Origin of the sequence: Pseudomonas mosselii (assembly GCF_019823065.1) — a bacterium.
GTDB classification, from domain to species: Bacteria; Pseudomonadota; Gammaproteobacteria; order Pseudomonadales; family Pseudomonadaceae; genus Aquipseudomonas; species Aquipseudomonas mosselii.
Map to the genome: position 1 here is coordinate 3,458,999 of NZ_CP081966.1, position 19,762 is coordinate 3,478,760.

The 19,762-nt window shown below is 66.2% G+C and carries 15 protein-coding genes; 9 read left to right on the forward strand and 6 right to left on the reverse strand.

Going from position 1 to position 19,762, the window contains the following annotated elements; all coding sequences use genetic code 11:
- Positions 1-100: 100 nt before the first annotated feature.
- Both K5H97_RS16015 and K5H97_RS16020 read left to right on the forward strand, forming a co-directional pair.
- Positions 101-601 (forward strand): peptidylprolyl isomerase, encoded by a 501-nt coding sequence (locus K5H97_RS16015; RefSeq protein WP_028690741.1) that lies wholly within the window; start codon positions 101-103, stop codon positions 599-601.
- On the forward strand, positions 598-1,320 hold the full coding sequence (locus tag K5H97_RS16020) for a UDP-2,3-diacylglucosamine diphosphatase (RefSeq protein WP_028690740.1): 723 nt from the start codon (positions 598-600) through the stop codon (positions 1,318-1,320). Before K5H97_RS16015 ends, K5H97_RS16020 begins: the two co-directional genes overlap by 4 nt.
- A gap of 177 nt (positions 1,321-1,497) precedes the next feature.
- Here the strand turns inward: K5H97_RS16020 and pvdQ are convergent, their stop codons facing one another.
- A complete protein-coding gene (gene pvdQ, locus K5H97_RS16025; RefSeq protein ID WP_390898226.1) occupies positions 1,498-3,804 on the reverse strand; it encodes a bifunctional acylase PvdQ in 2,307 nt (768 codons plus the stop codon).
- Positions 3,805-4,002: 198 nt separating this feature from the next.
- On the opposite strand from pvdQ, the gene K5H97_RS16030 reads away from it, so the two are divergent.
- Entirely contained in the window at positions 4,003-4,365 is a 363-nt protein-coding gene (locus K5H97_RS16030; protein ID WP_028690738.1) for a fe2+ zn2+ uptake regulation protein, read from the forward strand.
- Between the two features lie 36 nt (positions 4,366-4,401).
- Here K5H97_RS16030 and K5H97_RS16035 read toward each other — a convergent pair whose 3' ends face one another.
- Positions 4,402-4,590 (reverse strand): hypothetical protein, encoded by a 189-nt coding sequence (locus K5H97_RS16035; protein ID WP_011533313.1) that lies wholly within the window; start codon positions 4,588-4,590, stop codon positions 4,402-4,404.
- A 443-nt stretch (positions 4,591-5,033) separates the two neighbouring features.
- Between K5H97_RS16035 and K5H97_RS16040 the strand changes: the two genes are divergently transcribed.
- On the forward strand, positions 5,034-5,414 hold the full coding sequence (locus tag K5H97_RS16040) for a Mor transcription activator family protein (RefSeq protein WP_028690737.1): 381 nt from the start codon (positions 5,034-5,036) through the stop codon (positions 5,412-5,414).
- An 18-nt stretch (positions 5,415-5,432) separates the two neighbouring features.
- Here the strand turns inward: K5H97_RS16040 and K5H97_RS16045 are convergent, their stop codons facing one another.
- The 3 genes from K5H97_RS16045 to K5H97_RS16055 are packed head-to-tail and all read right to left on the reverse strand — an operon-like array spanning position 5,433 to position 11,550.
- Positions 5,433-9,107: a translocation/assembly module TamB domain-containing protein gene (locus K5H97_RS16045; protein WP_028690736.1), complete on the reverse strand. Its 3,675-nt coding sequence runs from the start codon at positions 9,105-9,107 to the stop codon at positions 5,433-5,435.
- A complete protein-coding gene (locus K5H97_RS16050) occupies positions 9,104-10,846 on the reverse strand; it encodes an autotransporter assembly complex protein TamA (protein WP_028690735.1) in 1,743 nt (580 codons plus the stop codon). Before K5H97_RS16050 ends, K5H97_RS16045 begins: the two co-directional genes overlap by 4 nt.
- A gap of 53 nt (positions 10,847-10,899) precedes the next feature.
- Positions 10,900-11,550 carry a GNAT family N-acetyltransferase gene (locus K5H97_RS16055; protein WP_028690734.1) on the reverse strand — a complete coding sequence of 217 codons (651 nt, stop codon included), beginning with the start codon at positions 11,548-11,550 and terminating at the stop codon, positions 10,900-10,902.
- 164 nt (positions 11,551-11,714) lie between these two features.
- Here K5H97_RS16055 and xthA point away from each other — a divergent pair, with 164 nt between their 5' ends.
- From xthA to K5H97_RS16080, 5 genes are all read left to right on the forward strand, one after another.
- Positions 11,715-12,527, forward strand: coding sequence for an exodeoxyribonuclease III (gene xthA / locus K5H97_RS16060; RefSeq protein WP_028690733.1), 813 nt, complete (start codon positions 11,715-11,717; stop codon positions 12,525-12,527).
- A gap of 196 nt (positions 12,528-12,723) precedes the next feature.
- Positions 12,724-13,602, forward strand: coding sequence for a formylglycine-generating enzyme family protein (locus K5H97_RS16065; RefSeq protein WP_028690732.1), 879 nt, complete (start codon positions 12,724-12,726; stop codon positions 13,600-13,602).
- A 130-nt stretch (positions 13,603-13,732) separates the two neighbouring features.
- Positions 13,733-15,397, forward strand: a complete 1,665-nt coding sequence (locus K5H97_RS16070; protein WP_028690731.1) for a cyclic peptide export ABC transporter — start codon at positions 13,733-13,735, stop codon at positions 15,395-15,397.
- A 226-nt stretch (positions 15,398-15,623) separates the two neighbouring features.
- Complete coding sequence (locus K5H97_RS16075; RefSeq protein ID WP_028690730.1) at positions 15,624-18,068, forward strand: TonB-dependent siderophore receptor; 2,445 nt, start codon at positions 15,624-15,626, stop codon at positions 18,066-18,068.
- A gap of 130 nt (positions 18,069-18,198) precedes the next feature.
- Positions 18,199-19,206 carry a GlxA family transcriptional regulator gene (locus K5H97_RS16080; RefSeq protein ID WP_028690729.1) on the forward strand — a complete coding sequence of 336 codons (1,008 nt, stop codon included), beginning with the start codon at positions 18,199-18,201 and terminating at the stop codon, positions 19,204-19,206.
- Positions 19,207-19,241: 35 nt separating this feature from the next.
- Here K5H97_RS16080 and K5H97_RS16085 read toward each other — a convergent pair whose 3' ends face one another.
- Positions 19,242-19,757, reverse strand: a complete 516-nt coding sequence (locus K5H97_RS16085) for a thioredoxin family protein (protein ID WP_028690728.1) — start codon at positions 19,755-19,757, stop codon at positions 19,242-19,244.
- Positions 19,758-19,762: the final 5 nt, after the last annotated feature.

The window sequence follows — 19,762 nt, forward strand, 5'->3', positions numbered from 1 at the left end:
GACCCAGTGGCGTGTGCCGCGGCTGCCTGATCCTGCGTCAGGTTATCCGAGCGCACCGCGCACCCTATTTCCCGAATGCCTTGAAAGAGCGAGTTTCAGCATGTCCAAAGTCAAACTGAGCACCAACCACGGCGATATCATCCTGCAATTGAATGCCGAAAAAGCCCCGCTGACCACTGAGAACTTCGTTCAATACGTCAAGGATGGCCACTACAATGGCACCGTGTTCCACCGCGTGATCAAGGGCTTCATGATCCAGGGTGGCGGCTTCGAGCCAGGCATGAGCCAGAAGAAGACCCGCGCCAGCATCCAGAACGAAGCCGACAATGGCCTGAAGAACGCCAAGTACAGCATCGCCATGGCCCGTACCATGGAGCCGCACTCGGCCTCCGCGCAGTTCTTCATCAACGCCTCCGACAACGACTTCCTCAACCACAGCGGCAAGAACGTTCAGGGCTGGGGCTACGCCGTGTTCGGTGAAGTGATCGAAGGCAAGGAAATCGTCGACGCCATCGAGAAAGTCGCCACCGGTTCCAAGGCCGGCCACCAGGACGTGCCGAAAGACGACGTGATCATCGAGAAAGCCGAGATCATTGAGTGATCCTGCTGATCTCCGATCTGCACCTGCAAGAAGAACGCCCGGACATCACCCGGGCGTTTCTTGATCTGCTCGACGGCCGCGCCCGTCACGCCAAGGCGCTGTACATCCTCGGCGACTTCTTCGAGGCCTGGATCGGCGACGATGCGATGACACCGTTCCAGCAGTCGATCTGCCAGGCCCTGCGCCGGCTGAGCGACAGCGGCACGGCGATCTACCTGATGCACGGCAACCGCGACTTCCTCATCGGCCAGGCGTTCTGCGACGCCGCCGGCTGCACCCTGCTGGCCGACCCCAGCGTGGTCGAGCTGGGTGGCGAGGCGGTGCTGCTGATGCACGGCGATACCCTGTGCACCCGCGACTTGGCCTACATGAAGCTGCGCCGCTACCTGCGCAACCCGCTGACCTTGTGGATCCTGCGGCACCTGCCGCTGGCCACGCGGCACAAGCTGGCGCGCAAGCTGCGCAGCGAAAGCAGTACCCAGGTGCGCATGAAGAGCACCGAGATCGTCGACGTCACCCCCGAGGAAGTGCCCAAGGTGATGGCCGCCCACGGCGTGCGCACCCTGGTCCACGGCCACACCCACCGGCCGGCGCTGCACAAGCTGGTGGTCGATGGCCAGCCGGCGCGGCGTATCGTGCTGGGGGACTGGGACCGCCGGGGCTGGGCGTTGCAGGTGGACGAACAGGGCTTCCAGCTGGCGCCGTTCGAGTTTTCCTGAGCGACCGCCCATGCGCGCTCCCTGTGGAGCGGCCTTGCCGAGGCGTCGGACCGGTCGGAAAGGGCTGCGAAGCAGCCCCAGCGGTTTTTGCGTAAATGCTGAAATCTGGGGCCGCTTTGCGGCCCTTTCCGACCGGTCCGACGCCTCGGCAAGGCCGCTCCTACAAAGAGCCCGCAGTTACTGGGCGCTGACCACCCGCCCCTTATCCCGCTCACTGATCACATACCGTCGATACTGTGGATCAGCCTTGATCTGTGCCTCGGTGAACGGGATCGGCGCCAGTTGCTTGGCCGCGAAGGCCCGCGTCTGATCGGCGGCATGCGCCGATGCCTGCTCGCTCGACTGGGAGAACGCCAGCAATCCCCGAGCCTTTGGCCCCTGCTCGGTGAAGCTGACCACCTGCAGATAGCTCGAACCACTGACCACCAGGCGCTTGCCCGGCCCCACCGGCACACTGACCATCGCGTTGTAGACGCCCAGGCCCTGCGGACCACCAGGCACCGGCGTGCCATCGGCAGCCTGCTGGATCTGCCCCCAACGCTGATCAGCGGTGATGCCCGCCTCGCCCACCTGCGCCAGGGACGCCAACGCCGCCTCGCGCAGCAGCTTGCCTACCGCGGCCTGCTCCACCGCCAGGCCACGCGGCGTGTGCTGCGGGTCGGCCGGGTCGAACGGCACGCGCCAGCTTTGCGGGTGCTCGGCCAACGCGTCGGCAATGTTCATGAAATGGAGCAAACCGACTCCGCTGTCCAGATCGGCCTTGCCGTTCCAGTCGCGCAGGCTGGCGCACACTGATTCCAGATCCGCCTCCACGCCCTTGCACCACTGCAGCAGGTCCGGCAGCAGCAGGCTGGCCTGGTACACCTCGTCATCGAACACCATGCGCCGCAGCTCGGCGACACCCAGCTTGCCCCGGCCCTGCAGGCGCTGCAGGGCAAAACGGCTGCGCATGCCCAGGGGCTGGTCAGCACGACTCACCAGCGGCGAGAAGCCGGTCAACGGTTGGGCTGGGTTGGCCATCCATGCCGAATCGTTGGCGTGCTGCACATAGTCACGCCGCTCCAGGCTCGGCAGCAGGCTCGCCGGGAAGATCCCCGGTTGGGCGGCCTGCGCATCGACCTTCCACTGGCAGGCGCTGCGTGAGCCATCGAGCACCACCAGCGGGCCGGAAGCAGCCGGATTGCTGCACTGCGCCAGCAGCGCCTGGTCGACATAGGGCACCACCGACTGATTCAGGTACAGGGCCTGGCCAGCGGCATCCACCGCCAGGGTGTTGACCCAGGGGATACCCTGCAACCGCCCCACCGAGGCCTTGAGCGTTTCCAGGCTATCGGCGCGGTTGATCCGGTACCACTGCTGCAGGACCCGGGTATTGTCCAGGTTGGCGTCACGCAGGCTGTAGGCCGCCTGGTTGTCCCAGTCCAGCCGCCCTGGCCACTGCACCACCGGGCCGAACTTCGACAGGTGGATCGTGCGCTCCACCTCGCTCAGCGTGCCGTCCTTGCCCTTTACCATGACCTTGAGCTGTTTACGTTCGAGCGGCAGCGACTGGCCGTCAACCAGGTAACGGGTCGCGTCCTTGGGGTCCAGTTGCAGGCGGTAGAGGGTGAAATGCTTCGAGGTGTCGACAGTGTGGGTCCAGGCCAGGTGTCGGTTGAAGCCGATATTGACCACCGGCAGCCCCGGCAGGGCCGCGCCCATCACATCCAGCTGCCCGGGGATGGTCAGTTGCATCTGGTAGAAGCGCATCCCGCCGACCCAGGGGAAATGCGGGTTGGCCAGCAGCAGTCCGCGACCATTGGCCGAACGCTCGCTGCCTACCGCCACGGCGTTGCTGCCACGCTCGGCGGCGAACTGAGCCTGGCGCGCCAGGGCCACGCTGTAGTCGGCCACCGGGCGTTGCGCCGCCAGCTTCGGCGGGGTCGCGGCCACCACCGCCTCGACAAACTGACCGACACCGCCTTCGGCCAGCAGGCGCCGGGTCAGCTTGACCAAGTCACGGCTGCTGATAGGCCGCACCCAGTCTCCTGCCCCGCACTCGGCCGGCAGGCCTTCGGCGCGCCGCTCGCCCAGGGCACGGTTGTAGCCGCTGGCATAGCCGTCGAGCAGGTCGCGTACCGCCACCGGCTGCGCCTGCAGGAAGTCGTCCACTGCCGCTGGCTCGTTGAGCCAGGTGAAGAACAGATCGCTGGACAGGTTGTCGCGCTGCTCGACGGTTTTACCGTCGCCACCGAAATAACGCGAGCGCTCGCCATTGACCGTCAGCACCTCGCTGGCCAGCAGGCACAGGTTGTCCTGGGCGTACGCGTAGCCGATGCCGTAGCCCAAGCCGCGTTCGTCCTTGGCCAGGATATGCGGCACGCCAAAGCTGGTGCGGCGGATCTGCGCAGAGGCCTCATTGGCGACCTCCCGTGCCTGGACGGCCAGGCTGGAGGCAACCAGGGCGGCGGCAAGGCCCAGGCGAAACAGGGGAAGAGGGATCACAGGCACTCCTCGTGCTATCGGGGTCATCCCGAACAGACGAATGGCCAGATGAAAATTTTACGGTCGAAGCAAGGCTGCAACGTTCTCAACAGAACGTGTCAGATTTTTTCACCGAGGGTTGCAGTTTTGTCGATCTCATTCGTCTTTAGATGTGAGGCAACCATGATTTCGGGACAGTCCACGAAAAGGAGCATTCACATGTACAACCCGCAACAGTCGCTATCGGCGCCGCCCGCCCCTGACCAGGCCGCCGCCCACCAGGAGGAACGCGTGGGCAACGAACAGATCCGCGAGCTGCTGCGCGCCTACGGCCTGCGCACCAGCCTGATCCGCCTGAAGGTCATCGACGCGCTGCACACCGCCGGGCGCAATGGCCGCAGCATCGGCGTGCGCGGGGTGCATGCGCAACTTGAGCAACTGGATATTCCACTGTCGTTCCTGAGTGTGCGCGAGGTGCTCAAGCGCCTGTGCAGCGAAGGCGTCATCAGCCTGGGCAGCGACAAGTGCTACAGCCTGAACCCCCAGGCCTGGGCCGTGCTCGAGCAACCCGCTTCGCGTTGAGCGCCTGGCCGGCAAGGATATGCCGGCCCGCCCGTTTCAGGGCTTGACCTTGCGCCGCAGGATACCGTTGATCACCACCACGACCACCGCGATGGCGATAGCGATGTACTGGAATGTCTGCTCGCTGATAGTGCCCTGCTTCTGCAGGTAGCTTAGGCCGAGCATGATCCCCAGGACCACCAGGATGATCAGGATCGAGTATTTGAGGCGCTGCACGTGGGTCATCGGTAATTCCTTGCGACATCGGGGACATGAGGCTCCAGCGGAGCCGACGCCATGATACCTCGCCCGCTTTACCCCCGCTGAAGTTCCTGCCCGCCGCCATTCCCGGCACGCCCCTCCTCCAGGCCCAACCGCATCGCCCCGGGATATGCCTTTGCGCCTACGCTTGGGTCATCCACCCAAACCGCCATCATGGAACCCCTTCACTAGACGGTTTGGGGCCTGCAGCCAAAGGGCGGAGGCGTTTCCTACTTCACGCTATCAGGTTACCTGCAAACAACAGGCAGCTGCGACTACAAGCTCCGGTCCGCTTCGCACCTAGCGACCCTTTCCGCTGCTGTTCGAAAATCGGACCACGCCACTCGTACCGCCACCCGTGGCCCACCACGCCGCAGCCATTCGGGCCTCGGCGCCTGCCAAACCTACATGACGGAAGGAACCATTTCGTGGAACAGCCAGACCTGAGCAATATCGACATCACCCAACTGCCTCAATCGCTGCAGGCGCTGATCGAGTGCGTAGGCCTGGACAGCGCCTACCGCCTGACCTGCGTATTCGGCGGCCGCCCCAAGTACATTCCCAAGCATCGTGACCGCAGCAAGCTGGCCGACGTGCTGCCAGCCGAAGCACTCGATGCGCTGATCGAGCGCTACGCCGGCCTGGCACTGGAAATCCCCAAGCCGGATCACTTCCAACGCCAGTTGCGCAACCAGCAGATCCAGAAGGAAAGCGCCAGCGGGCTGTCGCGCAGCCTGCTGGCCAACAAATATGGTCTGAGCCTGCGGCAGATCGGCAATATTCGTCGCCAGGAGTGCCATGCCCGCTGAGCAGGCACTCCACCTGGTTTAGAAGTCGCGCTTGTAGAAGATATCCAGCGAGCTGGCCAGGCCGCTGGCGGCCTCGAGGTAGACCTTCTTGCTGAGTTTGTAGCGCAAGGCGATGGTGTTGGCGGGCTCGAACACGCCGACGCCATAGCGCAGGCTGAGCCGCTCGGTGAGGTTGCCGCTGGCCACCACGCTGGTCTTGTTGCCCGTGCCCTGGGTGTCGAGTTGGAAGTCGTCGATGCCCAGATTGGAAGCCAGGCCGCCGGTGAGGCCGGCACTGCCCATCAGGCCCAGGCCCAGCGCCGCCTCGGCGAGCATGTTGTTGTCCTCGCCGGAGCTGTTCAACGGACGGCCCAGCACCAGGTAGGACAATGCCTGCTCCTGGCTCATCGCCGGCTCCGAAAACACCTTGGTGGTCGGCTGCTCGGCACTGCCGCTCAGGCGGATGCCGGCAATCACGTCATCGACCTGGCGGATGGCCTCGATGTCCAGGTACGGCTGGTCGATGGGCCCGGCGAACAGTAAGCGAGCGCGGCGGATGGTCAGGTTCTGCCCGTATTGCCGGTAGCGCCCGTCAGCCAGGCTCAGTTCACCGCGCGTGTCGAGGTTATCGCCGATATGCACATGCCCCAGCAGGTTGGCGGTGAGGCCGAAGCCCTTGAACGACAGTTTTTCGCTGCCGACCTCGACATCGATGTCCATGGCCACCGCCATCGGCGGCGTGCCCTGTTCGGTCTGGTGACCGACGATCACCGTGTCATCCGAGACCTTGACCGTCGACGGCGGCAGTTCGCGCACGGTGATCTTGCCTTTGGGCACCAGCACCTTGCCGGTCACCGCCAGGCGCTCGTCCAGCAGACGGATGGTCAGGTCGGGCGCCACTTCCAGCGCTGCGTACGGCTCGACGCTGACCGGCAGCTGCTGGCCCTGCAGGCGCAGGTCCATGCCCAGCGCCTGTCCCCAGGTGAGGTGACCGGCCAATTGCCCACGGCCGGCGGCGCCGCTGCGCCAGTTGCCGTTCAACTGCACCTGCTCGCCGGCGATCAGTGCCTGCAGCGACAGGTCCTCGAGACTGATCGGCAGTTCCGCGCCGCTGACTTCGCCGCCGCTCAAGGCCAGGTTGCCATTGACCTGGGGTGCGAGCAGGCTGCCCGACAGGCGCCCGCTGCCGTTGAGCTGGCCGGCCAGACGCTCGACCATGGGCAGGAACGGGCGGATGACCGACAGATCGAGCCCGGCCAGGCGGAAGTCGCCGGACAACGGCTTGTTGCGGCCCAGCGGGTCGATGCGGGCACTCAGGTTCACCTCGCCCAGGCGCTCGCCACGGAAATCCACGCGGGTGTCGACCCGGCGCGGCGCCAGGGTGCTGTCCAGGCGCAACACCTGGTAGGGGAAATCGATCCAGCGGTCCTTGTCGCGCACGCGCAGGGTACCGCCGCCGGCATCGATGCGGATGCTGCCCTTGGGTCCGCTGGCCGGGATATCGAGGTTGATGTCGGCGTTGAGCAGGCCCTGCCAGGCGAAGTCCTTGGGCAGCCACTGCGCCAGGCTATCCAGCGGGAACTGCTTGAGGTGGTAACGCAGGCGCGGCTCCGGCGCCAGGCGCTGGTCCTCGCCGCACAGGCTGGCCTGGCCGGAGCGCCAGCAGTGGGCGCCAAAGTCGAGCTGGCCGCTGGCCAGGCGCTGCAGACGCGCCGGCGCCTGCAACTGCCAATCCTGGCCGCCGGCCTGGATGCGCCCGCTGGCCAGGCGGCCACGCCAGTCGCCCTTGTTCAGCGCACCGTCCAGCGCCAGATCGAGCTTGAGTTGCGGGCCGTCGAGGGCCAGCGTCACGGCCTGCTGGCGGATATCGCCCTTGCCTTGCACCTCGAGGCTGCCCAGGGCGGTATCCCCCAAGCGAATCCCACCGGCCTTGAGCGCCAGCTGGCCGCGCTGGGCGTTGTCCAGCCGTGCGTCCAGGTCCAGGCGCTGCACACGGTTGTCGGCCTGGCCCAGTTGCTGCCCCTGCAGGGCCAGGGTGCCCTGGGGCGCGGCCAGTGTACCGGCCAGGTCCAGGCGGCCCTTGGCCTGCCCTTGCAGCTGCGGCCAGAGCTGACCCAGGCGCGGCAGGTCGAGGTCGATGCGCCCGGACAGGCGTTGCTGCAGACTGGCGCTGCCGGTGATGCGGTTGTCTCCCAGCTGTACCGCCAGGCTACCCAGGGTCCAGCGCTCGCCGGCGCCCTCGGCGTCTACCTTGACCAGCGCCGGCTGGCCACGCAAGCGGCCCTTGAGGTCCAGTTGCGCCTTGAGCGCCAACTGCTCGTGCTTGAGCTCGCCCTGGCTGCGCAGCGGACCGGCCAGGGTGCCCGGCAGCTCCGCCAGCCAATAGGCCGGATCCAGCGCCGACAATTGCAGGTCGACATCCCAGGCCAGGGTGTCGGCAAAGCGCAAGGCGACACTGCCCGCGGCCTTGCCCTGCCCCGCGCTGAGCAGCAGCTGCGGCAGGCGTACCTGGCCCAGGTCGCCCTCGAACGGGCTGGCCAGGGTGAAGGCCCCCGCCGGGCCGTCCAGATCGCCGTTGAACGCGCCCTTGTAGTTACCGCCGCGGTACTGCACCTGGGCGTTGAAACGCTTGAGGGTGACCTGGGGCGCCTGCTCCAGCGGATACAGGCGCAACCAGGGGAAGTCCAGCCAGTCGAGGCTGGCGTCGGCGCTCAGGTCCTGCTGCCAGTCGGCGCTGGCCTGCAGCTTGAGGCGCTGCGTGTCGCTGGCATTGAGGTCAAGGGCATCGATTCGGGCGCCCTTGGCGTCCACCTTGCCGGCCAGCACCAGGCCCACCGGGCCTTGCTCGGCGGGCAAGGTGGCGGAGCCTGAGAGTTGATAACCCTTGAGCAGGTCGCCCTGGGCGTCAAGCTTGAGCTGGTTCAGTTGCAGGGTGTCGGGCAACTCGCCGGCCGGCTTGAAAGCCTGCGAACGGATGCTCAGGCGGGCCGGCAAGTGCTCGGCCAGGGCCTGCAATTCGCCGTTCAGCCGGGCGTCCAGGTAGCCGCTGCTGGTGGCCTCGATGACGAGGGTCTTCTGCAGCTCGCCCTTGGCGTTCAAGGCCAGTTGCCACGGCTTGCCATCCACCGTCGGCAGTTGCAGCGTGCCCTGCAGCTGCAGTGGCCAGTCACCCCGTGGCGTCAGGTCACCTTGAACGTCCAGGTGCAGATCGTCTCGGCGCAGTTGCAGGCTGTCCACCCGCAGCCCGCTGGCGGTCCAGTGGGCCGCCAGGCTCAGGTCGCCCAGCAGGTCGCTGCCATCCAGGCGCAACTGGCCCACCTTGACCTCGCCCAGCTCGATGGCCAGCGGCAGGTTCAATGCTGGCAATTGCAGCGGACCGCTGTCGGGCTGGTCTTCGCCCGGCGCAAAGGCCATGTCGATGCGCTCGGCCTGCAAGCGTTCGACGCACAGGGTCGCACGCAGCAGGCAGGCCGGCGACCAGGCCAACTGCGGCGCCAGCAGCTCGACCCGATCGTCGCCAGAAGACCAGCGCAACAGGCTGGCCTGCCAGCTGCCGCCAAGGCGGCCGGTAAAATCGCTGACCTCGAGCCCCGGCACCCGCGCCAGCGCCCAGCGGCTGCCCGCCTGGGTGCCGAGCACCAGCCCCAGCGCCAGGACGATCAGCACCAGCAGGCCCGCCAGTACCAGCAGGATCGGTTTGAACACACGCATCAAAGCTCGGGCCCCATGGAGAAGTGCAAGCGAAAACCACCGTCGTCATCCAGTGCGCGGGCCAGGTCCAGGCGCAGTGGCCCCACCGGCGACACCCAGCGCACGCCGATGCCGACGCCGGTCTTGAGGCTGGGAAACTCCAGCGAGTTGAACGAGTTGCCTTGGTCGACGAAGGTCGCCAGGCGCCACTTTTCCGCGATCGAGTACTGATACTCGGCACTGCCGGCCACCAGGTAGCGGCCGCCGATGCGGTCGCCCTGGTTGTTCTTCGGCGACAGCGACTGGTAGTCGTAGCCGCGCACGCTCTGGTCGCCACCGGCGAAGAAGCGCAGCGACGGCGGGATGTTCTGCTGGTAGCCGTTGGTGGCGCTGCCGCCGAACTGCACGCGACCCAGTAAACGATGGCGCTTGCCCAGCGTGGTCAGGCCCTTGAGCAGCACGTTGCCATGGACCAGGTTGGTATCCGAACCCAGGCCTTCCTTGGCCGCCTGCAGGTCGAACTGCAGGCGGTAGCCGTTGTGCGGATCGATGCGGTTGTCGCTGCGCAGGTACGAAAAGCTGACACCTGGCATCAACAGGTTGCTCAGCCCCGAGTCGTCGCCCAGGCGGTACTCCTCACGCTGGTACTTGAGCGAGATCACGCGCTGCCAGCCACTGGGCAGCTTGCTGTGCCACTCGGGGCCGACGGTGAGCAGCTTGCTCAAGGTGTCGGTACCGGAAATCTCCTCGTTCTGGTAGCCGCCAGCGAAGCGCAGCTTGTCGGTGAGCGGCGGATCCAGCGGGATGTCATACCACAGCCCGACGTTCTGCCGGGGCGCCGACAGTTCGGTTTCCCAGCCGTAGCTGTGGCCCTGCGGGTTCACCCAGTGACGGGTCCAGTTGGCCTTGCCACGCGGCCCGACGTCGGTGGAAAAGCCCAGGCCCAGGCCCAGGGTACGCGGCTTGCGGGTATCGAGGCGCACGTCCACCGGAATGTCCTCGCCCACCGCGGCGGTGGGCGCGGCATCCACCCGCACGCTGTCGAAGTAGCCGCTCGATTGCAGGTCGTTGTTGAGTTCGGCGATCAGCTCTGAGTCATAGGGGGTACCGGGCTTGAACGACACCATGCGCTGCAGCAGGTCGTTGTCCAGCGGCGCGTCGCCGCCGAAGGTCACCGCGCCGAGACGGTAGCGCGGGCCGCTCTGGTAGACCAGCTCGATGTCGGCCACGCCGGCCTGCGGGTCCACCGCCAGGCGCTGGCGCTCGAAGCGCCCGGCGAAGAAGCCGTAGCGCGACGCCTGGTTCTGGATCAGCCGCTTGGCATCCTCGTAGGTGCCGTGGTTGAGCTGCTCGCCCGGGCGCAGCGCCTTGCTGTCGGGGATGCGAAAGACCTTGAGCTCGCTGGCCGGCCCGTCGATGCGCACGGTCACGTTGCGCAGACGCACAGGCTCGCCGGGCTCGACCCGGATGATCAATTGCGCGGGTTTGTCCTTGTCGCCTGCGGGCTTGACCTCGGTCTCGACCCGCGCCTGGTAGTAGCCAAGGGCCTGGGCCGCCTTGCGCGTCTGCTCCTCGGCGCCCCGGCTGAAACGCAGCAGCGCTTCTTCGTCGCGGTCGCCCAGGCTGCCGATATACCCTTCGATATTGGACTTGAGCGCCTTGTTGGCGGGTTTGACCCGCACCAGCAATTCGCTCTGCGCCCATGCCATGGAGCTGGCGGCCAGCAACAGCAGGCCCCAGCCAAGTCTTCCTGAATACGTCATGCGCGGCATGCTACCAGAGCAAAGGGGTCAAGAGGGCTGTCGGCAAACGCCTGTCACAGGTTCGTCACCCTCGACGAGCGCGGATTGGGATGGAAGAACACCCGTTCGCGGATCGGCCCTACGGCGATCTCGCCGATCTCCTCATAGCCCTGGCGCTGGTAGAACGCCAGGTAGTGCGCATTGCCGGTGTCCAGCACCACACCCTCGGTGCTGGCGTCCTCCGCGCACCAGTCGTGCACGGCCTGCAGCAGTTGCTCCCCATAATGCTGGCCCTGGAACTGCGGGTGCACGCCCAGCAACGGCAGGACGTGGACATTGTCGCCCGGCAGGCAGCCGGCCAGCGCGGCCTGGTAGTCCAGGTAGCGCCGGGTACAGCGCAGGCCGGTACCGAGGATCATGCGCAGGCGCCAAGCCCAGCTGTCGGCCACGCCCAAGCGCCGCTGCGGCGGCACGATCAGCGCCAGGCCGATCAGGCGGTCCTCCAGCAGCAGGCCGATCGCCGGCAGTTGCAGATAGAAGTGCTGGCGCACCCACTCGCGCACCATCACCCGCAGGCGGCGCTCGTAGCCGGGACGCTGGCCCTCGAACAGCCAGGCAAAGGTCGGCTCGTGACGATAGGCATGGTAGAGCAGCGAACGCGCCTCACGGGCGTAGCCGGCGTCGAGCAGGCAGGTCCGGGCCGGGGCGGCGATGACGTCGGGCATTGCGGGCAGTCCTCCTGGAATGGGCGTACAGTGCCTTGGAGCCAGATTCCGGCGCTGGGTTCACCTCCTCCAGCACGTTAGCAGCGCCCGCCGCGCGGCGCCATGCTGGCCGTGGCCGGCGATGTCGGCTAGCATCCGTGGCTTTTTACCAGGATCATCTTTCCATGAAGATCGTCTCGTTCAACATCAATGGCCTGCGCGCCCGTCCGCACCAGCTGGCGGCGCTGATCGACAAACACCAGCCGGACGTGATCGGCCTGCAGGAAACCAAGGTCAGCGACGATCAGTTCCCGTTGGCCGACGTCGAGGCGCTCGGCTACCACGTGCATTACCACGGCCAGAAAGGCCACTATGGCGTCGCCCTGCTCTCGCGACAGGCGCCGCTGTCGTTGTCCAAGGGCTTCGCCGGCGATGAAGAGGACGCCCAGCGCCGCTTCATCTGGGGCACCTTCGCCGATGCCGACGGCACGCCGATCACCATCATGAACGGCTACTTCCCCCAAGGCGAAAGCCGCGACCACCCCACCAAGTTCCCGGCCAAGCAGCGCTTCTACAGCGACCTGCAGGCCCTGCTCGAAGGGCAGTTCAAGAATGACCAGCCCGTCGTGGTGATGGGCGACCTGAATATCTCGCCCCAGGACTGCGACATCGGCATCGGCGCAGACAATGCCAAGCGCTGGCTGAAGACCGGCAAGTGCAGCTTCCTGCCCGAGGAGCGCGAGTGGATGGAGCGGCTCAAGGGCTGGGGCCTGGTCGACAGCTTCCGCCACCTGCACCCGGAAGTGGCCGACCGCTTCAGTTGGTTCGACTACCGCAGCCGCGGCTTCGAGGACGAGCCCAAGCGCGGCCTGCGCATCGACCTGATCATGGCCTCCCAGGGCTTGCTGCCACGGCTCAAGGCCGCCGGGGTCGACTATGAACTGCGGGGGATGGAGAAGCCTTCGGACCATGCGCCGATCTGGCTTGAGTTGGGTTGAGCCGACAACAGGCGCTGGACGATAGCCTTGCAGCGCTCTCGAGATCGAGCGCCGCCCGCGCGGCGCTCGATCTCATAGGCGCCACACCTCTCTCGTCAAACACTTACACAAATCCCCCTTAAACATCGCCTCGTTCATTTCGTCCATCAGCACGAACTCCCGCTGTCTGCCCAGCAACCCTGAACAAGGCTTCCCCATGACCGCACCCCTGAACCGCCTCACCCTGGCCGCCCTGCTGGTCGCCTGCAGCCTGCCGGCCCTGGCCGCGGCGCCCGCGCACAAACCCGGCACGGTGTTCCGTGACTGCGCCAAGACCTGCCCGGAAATGGTGGTGCTGCCCGCCGGCAGTTTCATGATGGGCACCCCGGATGACGAAAAAGGTCGCCAGGACGACGAGGGCCCACTGCACGAAGTGACGTTCAAGAAAGCCTTTGCCGTCAGCCGCTACCAGATCACCAACGGGGAATGGAAGGCCTACCTCAAGGCCAGCGGCTACAAGGTCCCCAACGGCGACACCCGCCCGGGCCGCGAATGCATCGCGGGCGTGCCTCGCTACCAGCAGGGTGACCGCCAGCCCGCCGTGTGCCTGAACTTCCACGAGGCCGAGGCCTACGCCACCTGGCTGTCGAAGAAGACCGGCAAGGTCTACAAGGTGCTCAGCGAATCCCAGCGCGAATACGCCGTGCGCGGCGGCAGCACCGGGCCATTCCCCTTCCCGCTTGATGACAACGACGAGCAGAAGTACCAGATCTCCAAGCACGCCAACACCTACGGTCCCACGGACGGCTTCTCCTTCACCTCGCCTGTCGGCAGCTTCCCGCCCAACGCCTACGGCGTCTACGACGGCCACGGCAATGTCTACGAGTGGACCCGCGACTGCTACGTCGACAGCTACGCCACCGCCCCCACCGACGGCAGCCCGCAGACCAACAGCAGCGAATGCGAGGACCGCCGGGTGATCCGCGGCAACGACTACACCGAGGCGCCGATCTTCTCCCGTTCGGGCAATCGCAACGAGCGCAGCTCCACCCTGCGCGGCGACTGGATCGGTTTCCGTGTCGCCCGCGAGCTGTAACGCCCGCCCTGCCTCCGGCGCCCCGGCGCCGGATCCGCCTCGCCACTAAATCCGCGCAAAACCCTCTCGTCTACCAAGATCAGGGTCTGGTCCGCCGCCCTGCGCCAACGAATACTCACGAGATGACTCCATGACGTCCACGACCCCCAGCCTCGCCCAGGAAACCCTGCGGATACTCAAGCCGTTCTGGATGCTGGTCGCGCTTTCGGCGGCCCTCGGCGTGGTCAGCGGCCTGAGCGTCACCGCCCTGCTGGCCACCATCAACAGCGCGATGAACGCCGCAGGCGGGCCGGACACCCGCACCGCCCTGCTGTTCGGCGGCCTGTGCCTGCTGACCCTGGCCTGCTCCACCGGCTCGAACCTTCTGACCAACTACGTCGGTCAGAAGGTGGTGGCGCGCCTGCGCCGCGAGCTGGCCGCCAAGGTGCTGGTGGCGCCGATCGCGCAACTGGAGCGCTACCGCGCCCACCGCCTGATCCCGGTGCTGCTCAACGACGTCAGCACCATCAGTGCCTTCGCCCTGTCGGTGGCGCCGATGGTCATCGCCTTCACCGTCACCCTCGGTTGCCTGTCCTACCTGGCGCTGTTGTCCTGGCAAATCCTGCTGGTCACCGTGCTGACCGTGGTGATCGGCACCGGCGCGCAGTTCCTCGCCCACCGTTACGGCATGAAGAACATCCTTACCGCGCGCAACAACGAGGACGAGCTGCAGAAGCACTACCAGGCCCTCTCTGGCGGCGCCAAGGAACTGCGTATCCAGCGCAAGCGCCGCCAGCACATGCACGACCAGCTGATCCACGGTGCCACCGAGCGCATCAGCAAGGCCAACATCCGCGCGGCGAACATCTTCGTCAGCGCCGAGACCTTCGGCTCGATGCTGTTCTTCGCCGTGATCGGCATCGCCATCGCCTTCCAGGCCCTGTGGCCGAGCACCGACCGCACCGTGCTGGGCGGCTTTGTGCTGGTGATGCTGTATATGAAGGGACCACTGGAACAACTGATCAACAACCTGCCGAGCATCAGCCGGGCGCAGATCGCCCTGCGCCGCATCGCCGAGTTGTCCCAGCGTTTCTCATCGCCCGAGCCGCACCTGCTGGTCAGCGACCGCGTACCGCAAGTGACCGAGGTCGCCTCCATCGAACTGCGCCAGCTGCGCTACGACTATCCCCAAGTCGAGGGCAGCCAGCCGTTCCATCTCGGCCCGGTGGACCTGACCATCCGCCAGGGCGACATCGTCTTCATCGTCGGCGAGAACGGTTGCGGCAAGACCACCCTGATCAAGCTACTGCTGGGCCTGTACACCCCACAGCAGGGCGAGGTCCGCCTCAACGGCGAGACGGTCACGCCGCAGCACCTGGACGACTACCGCCAGCTGTTCACCACCATCTTCGCCGACTACTACCTGTTCGACGAACCCTTGCCGGGCCTCGCCGAGCTGCCACCGGAGGCCGCCAAGTACCTCGAACGCCTGGACATCGCGCACAAGGTCGGGATCCGCGACGGCAGCTTCACCACCACCGACCTGTCCACCGGCCAGCGCAAGCGCCTGGCGCTGATCAACGCCTGGCTCGACCAGCGTCCGGTGCTGGTATTCGACGAGTGGGCCGCCGACCAGGACCCGGCCTTCCGCCGGGTGTTTTACACCGAGCTGCTGCCGGAGCTGAAGCAGCAGGGCAAGACCATCATCGTCATCTCCCATGACGACCGCTACTTCCCGGTGGCCGACCAGCTGGTGCGCATGCACAGCGGCAAGATCCTGGTGGAGCGCAACCAGGAACCCGCCCTGCCCGCCTGACGCCCTCTCACGGGCGGCGCCCTGGCGCCGCCCGCCGCTTAAATTCCCCGTCGCACCGCTCGTTCCCCTATTGCCGCACGCCGAATCAACCCTGCCCACAGGGAAGTCGCAGGTCACGCCTCTACCAACCGTAATAATTATTTTTCCGGTTTTGGCATTCGCATGCGTCCTACTCGCAACGGAATAATTTTCATTTACTTTGCGTACCTTGAGCCAGAGCATAAAAATGCCAATACCAGCCAACACCCTGACCCCTTTGAGCAAAGCGTTGATGCTGCGCCGGATGCTGCGCTCTTCCCCGGCCATGGCCACCCTCGGCCTGGCCTTGTCCCTGCCGCTGGCCGCCCAGGTGCAGGCCCAGGAGCAGGACTTCGACATCCCGGCCCAGTCGCTGGCCAGTGCCCTGCAAGAGCTGGGTCGCCAGGGCAACCTGCAGGTGCTGTTCAGCCCCGAGACCGTCCAGGGTCTGCGCAGCAGCCCGGTCAAGGGCCGCTTCTCGCCAACCCAGGCAGCTGGGGAGCTGCTCCGGAACAGCGGGATTCGCTACAGCGTGCAGGACAACACCCTGATCATCAGCGGTGCGGCGGAGTCCGGCTCGGCCATGACCCTGGACGCCACCACCATCAACGGCCAGGTGCTGGGTGCCACTACCGAAGGTACTAACTCCTACACCACCGGCGCGGTGACTATCGGCAAGACCGCGCAGTCCCTGCGTGAAACCCCGCAGTCGGTAACCGTGGTCACCCGCAAGTTGATGGATGACAAGAACCTGGTATCGCTGGACCAGGTGATGGCCCAGACCACGGGTATCACCCGCGCCAACCGCGGCTACGGCAACCACCACTTCAGCTCCCGTGGCTTCGACCTCACCGACGACAGCTACATGGTCGATGGCGTGCCTGGCCAGGCGTACGCCTACACCGGCTGGATGACCCCGGACATGGCGGTGTTCGACCGCGTCGAAGTGCTGCGCGGCGCCTCCGGGCTGCTGGTGGGTGCGGGCAACCCGGGTGGCGCGGTGAACCTGGTGCGCAAGCGCCCGACCGCCGATCCACGCTTTTCCGTCACCACCCGTGCCGGCTCCTGGGACAACTACCGCCTGGACCTGGACGCCAGTGGCCGGCTCAACCCCGAAGGCACCCTACGTGGGCGCATGGTCGCCTCCTATGAGGACCGCGGCTACTTCACCGACGTGACCAAGTCCAAGCGGCCGCTGCTGTACGGTATCGTCGAAGCCGACCTGAGCGATGCCACCACCGTTGGCCTGGGCCTGCGCCGCCAGACCTCGCGCATCGACGGCTACAGCGTACTGGGCATCCCGAACAATCCCGATGGCAGCAACCCGCACCTGAAGCGCTCGACCTTCCTGGGGCAGGACTGGGCCACGCTGCAGACTGATATGGACGAGGTGTTCGGCGACATCACCCACCGCTTCAACGACAACTGGAGTGGCAAGCTGGCGCTGTCGCACTCCGAGGGCGGCTACAACCGCAGCGCCATCGAGTGGAGTGCGGATGACACCCTGGAGTACGGCGCAGCTGGCGGGCCGGTGGTCAAGGATGTCAGCTACCACAAGTTCGACGTCACCTCCAACGCCGTCGACGGCCATCTGGACGGTACCTTCGAAGCTTTCGGCCTGACCCATCAGGTGACCTTGGGCGCCAACTGGTCCAAACGCAAGATGAACGACAAGGACCGTACCGAATACCTGCCGACACCTATCCCACTGAACGTGTTCGATCCCAGCCACAGCAACATTCCCAAGCTGGCACGCCAGGGCTGGGACTACAAGGACGACACCATCGACACCCGTTACGGCACCTACCTCAGCACGCGCCTGCGCGCGACTGAGGACCTGAGCTTCGTACTCGGTGCGCGCCTGAGCTGGTACAAGACCGAGGCCTGGGATGGCGACCTGGTCACGACCAACGAGCAGAAACACGAGTTCACTCCCTTCGCTGGCGTGATCTATGACCTGAACGACCAGTGGTCCTGGTATGCCAGCTACGCCGATATCTTCCAGCCGCAGGCCAACTACCGCACCGCCGCCGGTAGCATGCTGGACCCCTCCACGGGTACCAACTCCGAAACCGGTATCAAGGGTGAGCTGTTCGACAAGCGCCTGAACGTGTCCTTCGCCGTGTTCTACATCGAACAGGAAGACGTTGCCGCACGCGACTGGGAAAACGACGGCAAATGCCAGAACGACGTGGCCGGTCGCTGCTGGGTCAACAGCGACGGCATCAACCGCAGCAAGGGCTTCGAAGCGGAGGCCAGCGGTGAACTGCTGCCGGGCCTGCAGGTGGCTGCCGGTTACACCTACAACACCACCAGCTCCTCCGACGGCGGCCCGATCTCCGCGCAGACGCCGAAACACATGCTGCGCCTGAACACCAACTACACCCTGCCGGGCGAGTGGAGCCGCCTGAGCATCGGTGGCGGCGTCTCGGCGCAGAACTCCTACGTCGACAAGGGCAACGAAGCCTACAACAGCGGCCGGGCGATCTTCGACGCGCGCGCCGCCTACAAGCTCGACGAGCACTGGACCGTGGGCGTGGACGTCGAGAACCTGTTCGACCGCAAGTACTTCGACTCGATGGGCTACTGGACCCGCGGCACCACCTACGGTACGCCGCGCAGCTACATGTTCACCCTGCGCGGCGACTTCTAAGTCCCGCGTTGCATGACCGGCGCCCCCTCCGGAGGGGGCGCTGTGCTTTCGGCGCCAGCCAGCGCCCCTGTTGTCTTTCCCCGCGCCTCACCGCACACTCGTCCCCGCCAGCCAGGAAGCGGAGTCCGCAGTGCCCACGCCACGCCAGTTCAGCAAGAAGACCAGCACCAGCAACATGCTGCGGCTCAAGTCCGGTGACGCCGGCAGCCAGCGCCCCTATCGCGTGGACTTCGTCCTGCTCGAGCACTTCTCCATGGCCAGCTTCACCGTGGCGATGGACGTGCTGGTCACCGCCAACCTGCTGCGCGCCGACAGTTTCACCTCCACCCCGCTGTCGCTGGCGGGCGATCGCGTGCTCAGCGACCTGGGCCTGGAGCTGGTGGCCAGCCCGCTCGAACCGCGCAGCCTGCAGGACCTCGACCTGCTGGTGATCTGCGGCGGCCTGCGCACACCGCTGAAATACCCCGACCTCGACCGCCTGCTGGCCGACTGCGCCAGCCACGGCATGACCCTCGCCGGGCTATGGAACGGCGCCTGGTTCCTCGGGCGTGCCGGGGTGCTCGACGACTACGGCTGCAGCGTGCACCCCGAGCAGCGCGCCAGCCTGGCCGAGATCAGCCCGCAGACGCGCATCACCCCGGCCAGCTTCACCCTCGACCGCGACCGCCTGAGCGCCGCCAGCCCCAACGGCGCCATGGAGCTGATGCTCGGCCTGGTGCGGCGGCTGTACGGCGATGCCCTGGCCGAAGGCGTCGAGGAGATCCTGTCGTTCTCCGGAGCGCGCTATCGCCAGGTCGGGCCCGGGGCGAAGAAGTCCATGAGCCTGCACCTGCGCACCATCGTCGAGCTGATGGAGAACAACCTCGAGGAAACCCTGAGCCTCGATCAGCTGGCCGTCTACTCCGGGCGCTCGCGGCGGCAGATCGACCGGCTGTTCCAGGCCCAGCTGGGCACCTCGCCCCGGCGTTACTACATGGAACTGCGCATCACCAAGAGCCGGCGGCTGCTGCAGTATTCGGACCTGTCGGTGATGGAGGTGGCGGTGGCCTGCGGGTTCGTCTCGGTGTCGCACTTCAGCAAGTGCTATGCGGCGTATTTTGGTTATCCGCCGTCGCGGGAGCAGCGGCTGGGCGAGTGATCCGGCCCCGCGACAGGGCCGGAGCAGGCAACGGATCACCCCTGCTCATCCAGCAACGCCTGAATCACCCGCTCCTGCCCCGCGTAATCCCCCTCGCCAAAGTGCACATGACGCACCTGCCCCTTGCGATCGACAAAGTAATGCGCCGGCCAGAACTGGTTGCCCCAGGCGTTCCAGATCCGGTAGCCATTGTCCACCGCCACCGGGTACCCGATCCCCAACTGCTGCACCTGTGCCCGTACATTGCCCACATCGCGCTCATAGTCGTACTCCGGCGTGTGCACCCCGACTACCACCAGGCCCTGCTCGCCGTAGCGCCGCGCCCAGTCGTTGACATGGGGCAGGCTGCGCCGGCAGTTGATGCAGTCGTAGGTCCAGAAGTCCACCAGCACCACTTTGCCCTTGAGCGCCGGGCCATCCAGCGGCGGCGAGTTGAGCCATTGCTCGGCCCCCGCCAGCGACGGCATGGGACCGTAGCTGTCGCGGGCCAGCAGGTGGCCAGCCAGGCCCAGTCCGAGCAGGGCCAGGGCCACGCCGCCGGCCTTGAGCAGGCGGC

What these genes read in the sequence shown, in the direction of transcription:
- K5H97_RS16075 (WP_028690730.1), top strand. Translation starts at nt 15,624, where the DNA reads ATGCCAATACCAGCCAACACCCTGACCCCTTTGAGCAAAGCGTTGATG.
- xthA (WP_028690733.1), top strand. Translation starts at nt 11,715, where the DNA reads ATGAAGATCGTCTCGTTCAACATCAATGGCCTGCGCGCCCGTCCGCAC.
- K5H97_RS16065 (WP_028690732.1), top strand. Translation starts at nt 12,724, where the DNA reads ATGACCGCACCCCTGAACCGCCTCACCCTGGCCGCCCTGCTGGTCGCC.
- K5H97_RS16070 (WP_028690731.1), top strand. Translation starts at nt 13,733, where the DNA reads ATGACGTCCACGACCCCCAGCCTCGCCCAGGAAACCCTGCGGATACTC.
- K5H97_RS16035 (WP_011533313.1), bottom strand. Translation starts at nt 4,590, where the DNA reads ATGACCCACGTGCAGCGCCTCAAATACTCGATCCTGATCATCCTGGTG.
- K5H97_RS16050 (WP_028690735.1), bottom strand. Translation starts at nt 10,846, where the DNA reads ATGACGTATTCAGGAAGACTTGGCTGGGGCCTGCTGTTGCTGGCCGCC.
- K5H97_RS16015 (WP_028690741.1), top strand. Translation starts at nt 101, where the DNA reads ATGTCCAAAGTCAAACTGAGCACCAACCACGGCGATATCATCCTGCAA.
- K5H97_RS16030 (WP_028690738.1), top strand. Translation starts at nt 4,003, where the DNA reads ATGTACAACCCGCAACAGTCGCTATCGGCGCCGCCCGCCCCTGACCAG.
- K5H97_RS16055 (WP_028690734.1), bottom strand. Translation starts at nt 11,550, where the DNA reads ATGCCCGACGTCATCGCCGCCCCGGCCCGGACCTGCCTGCTCGACGCC.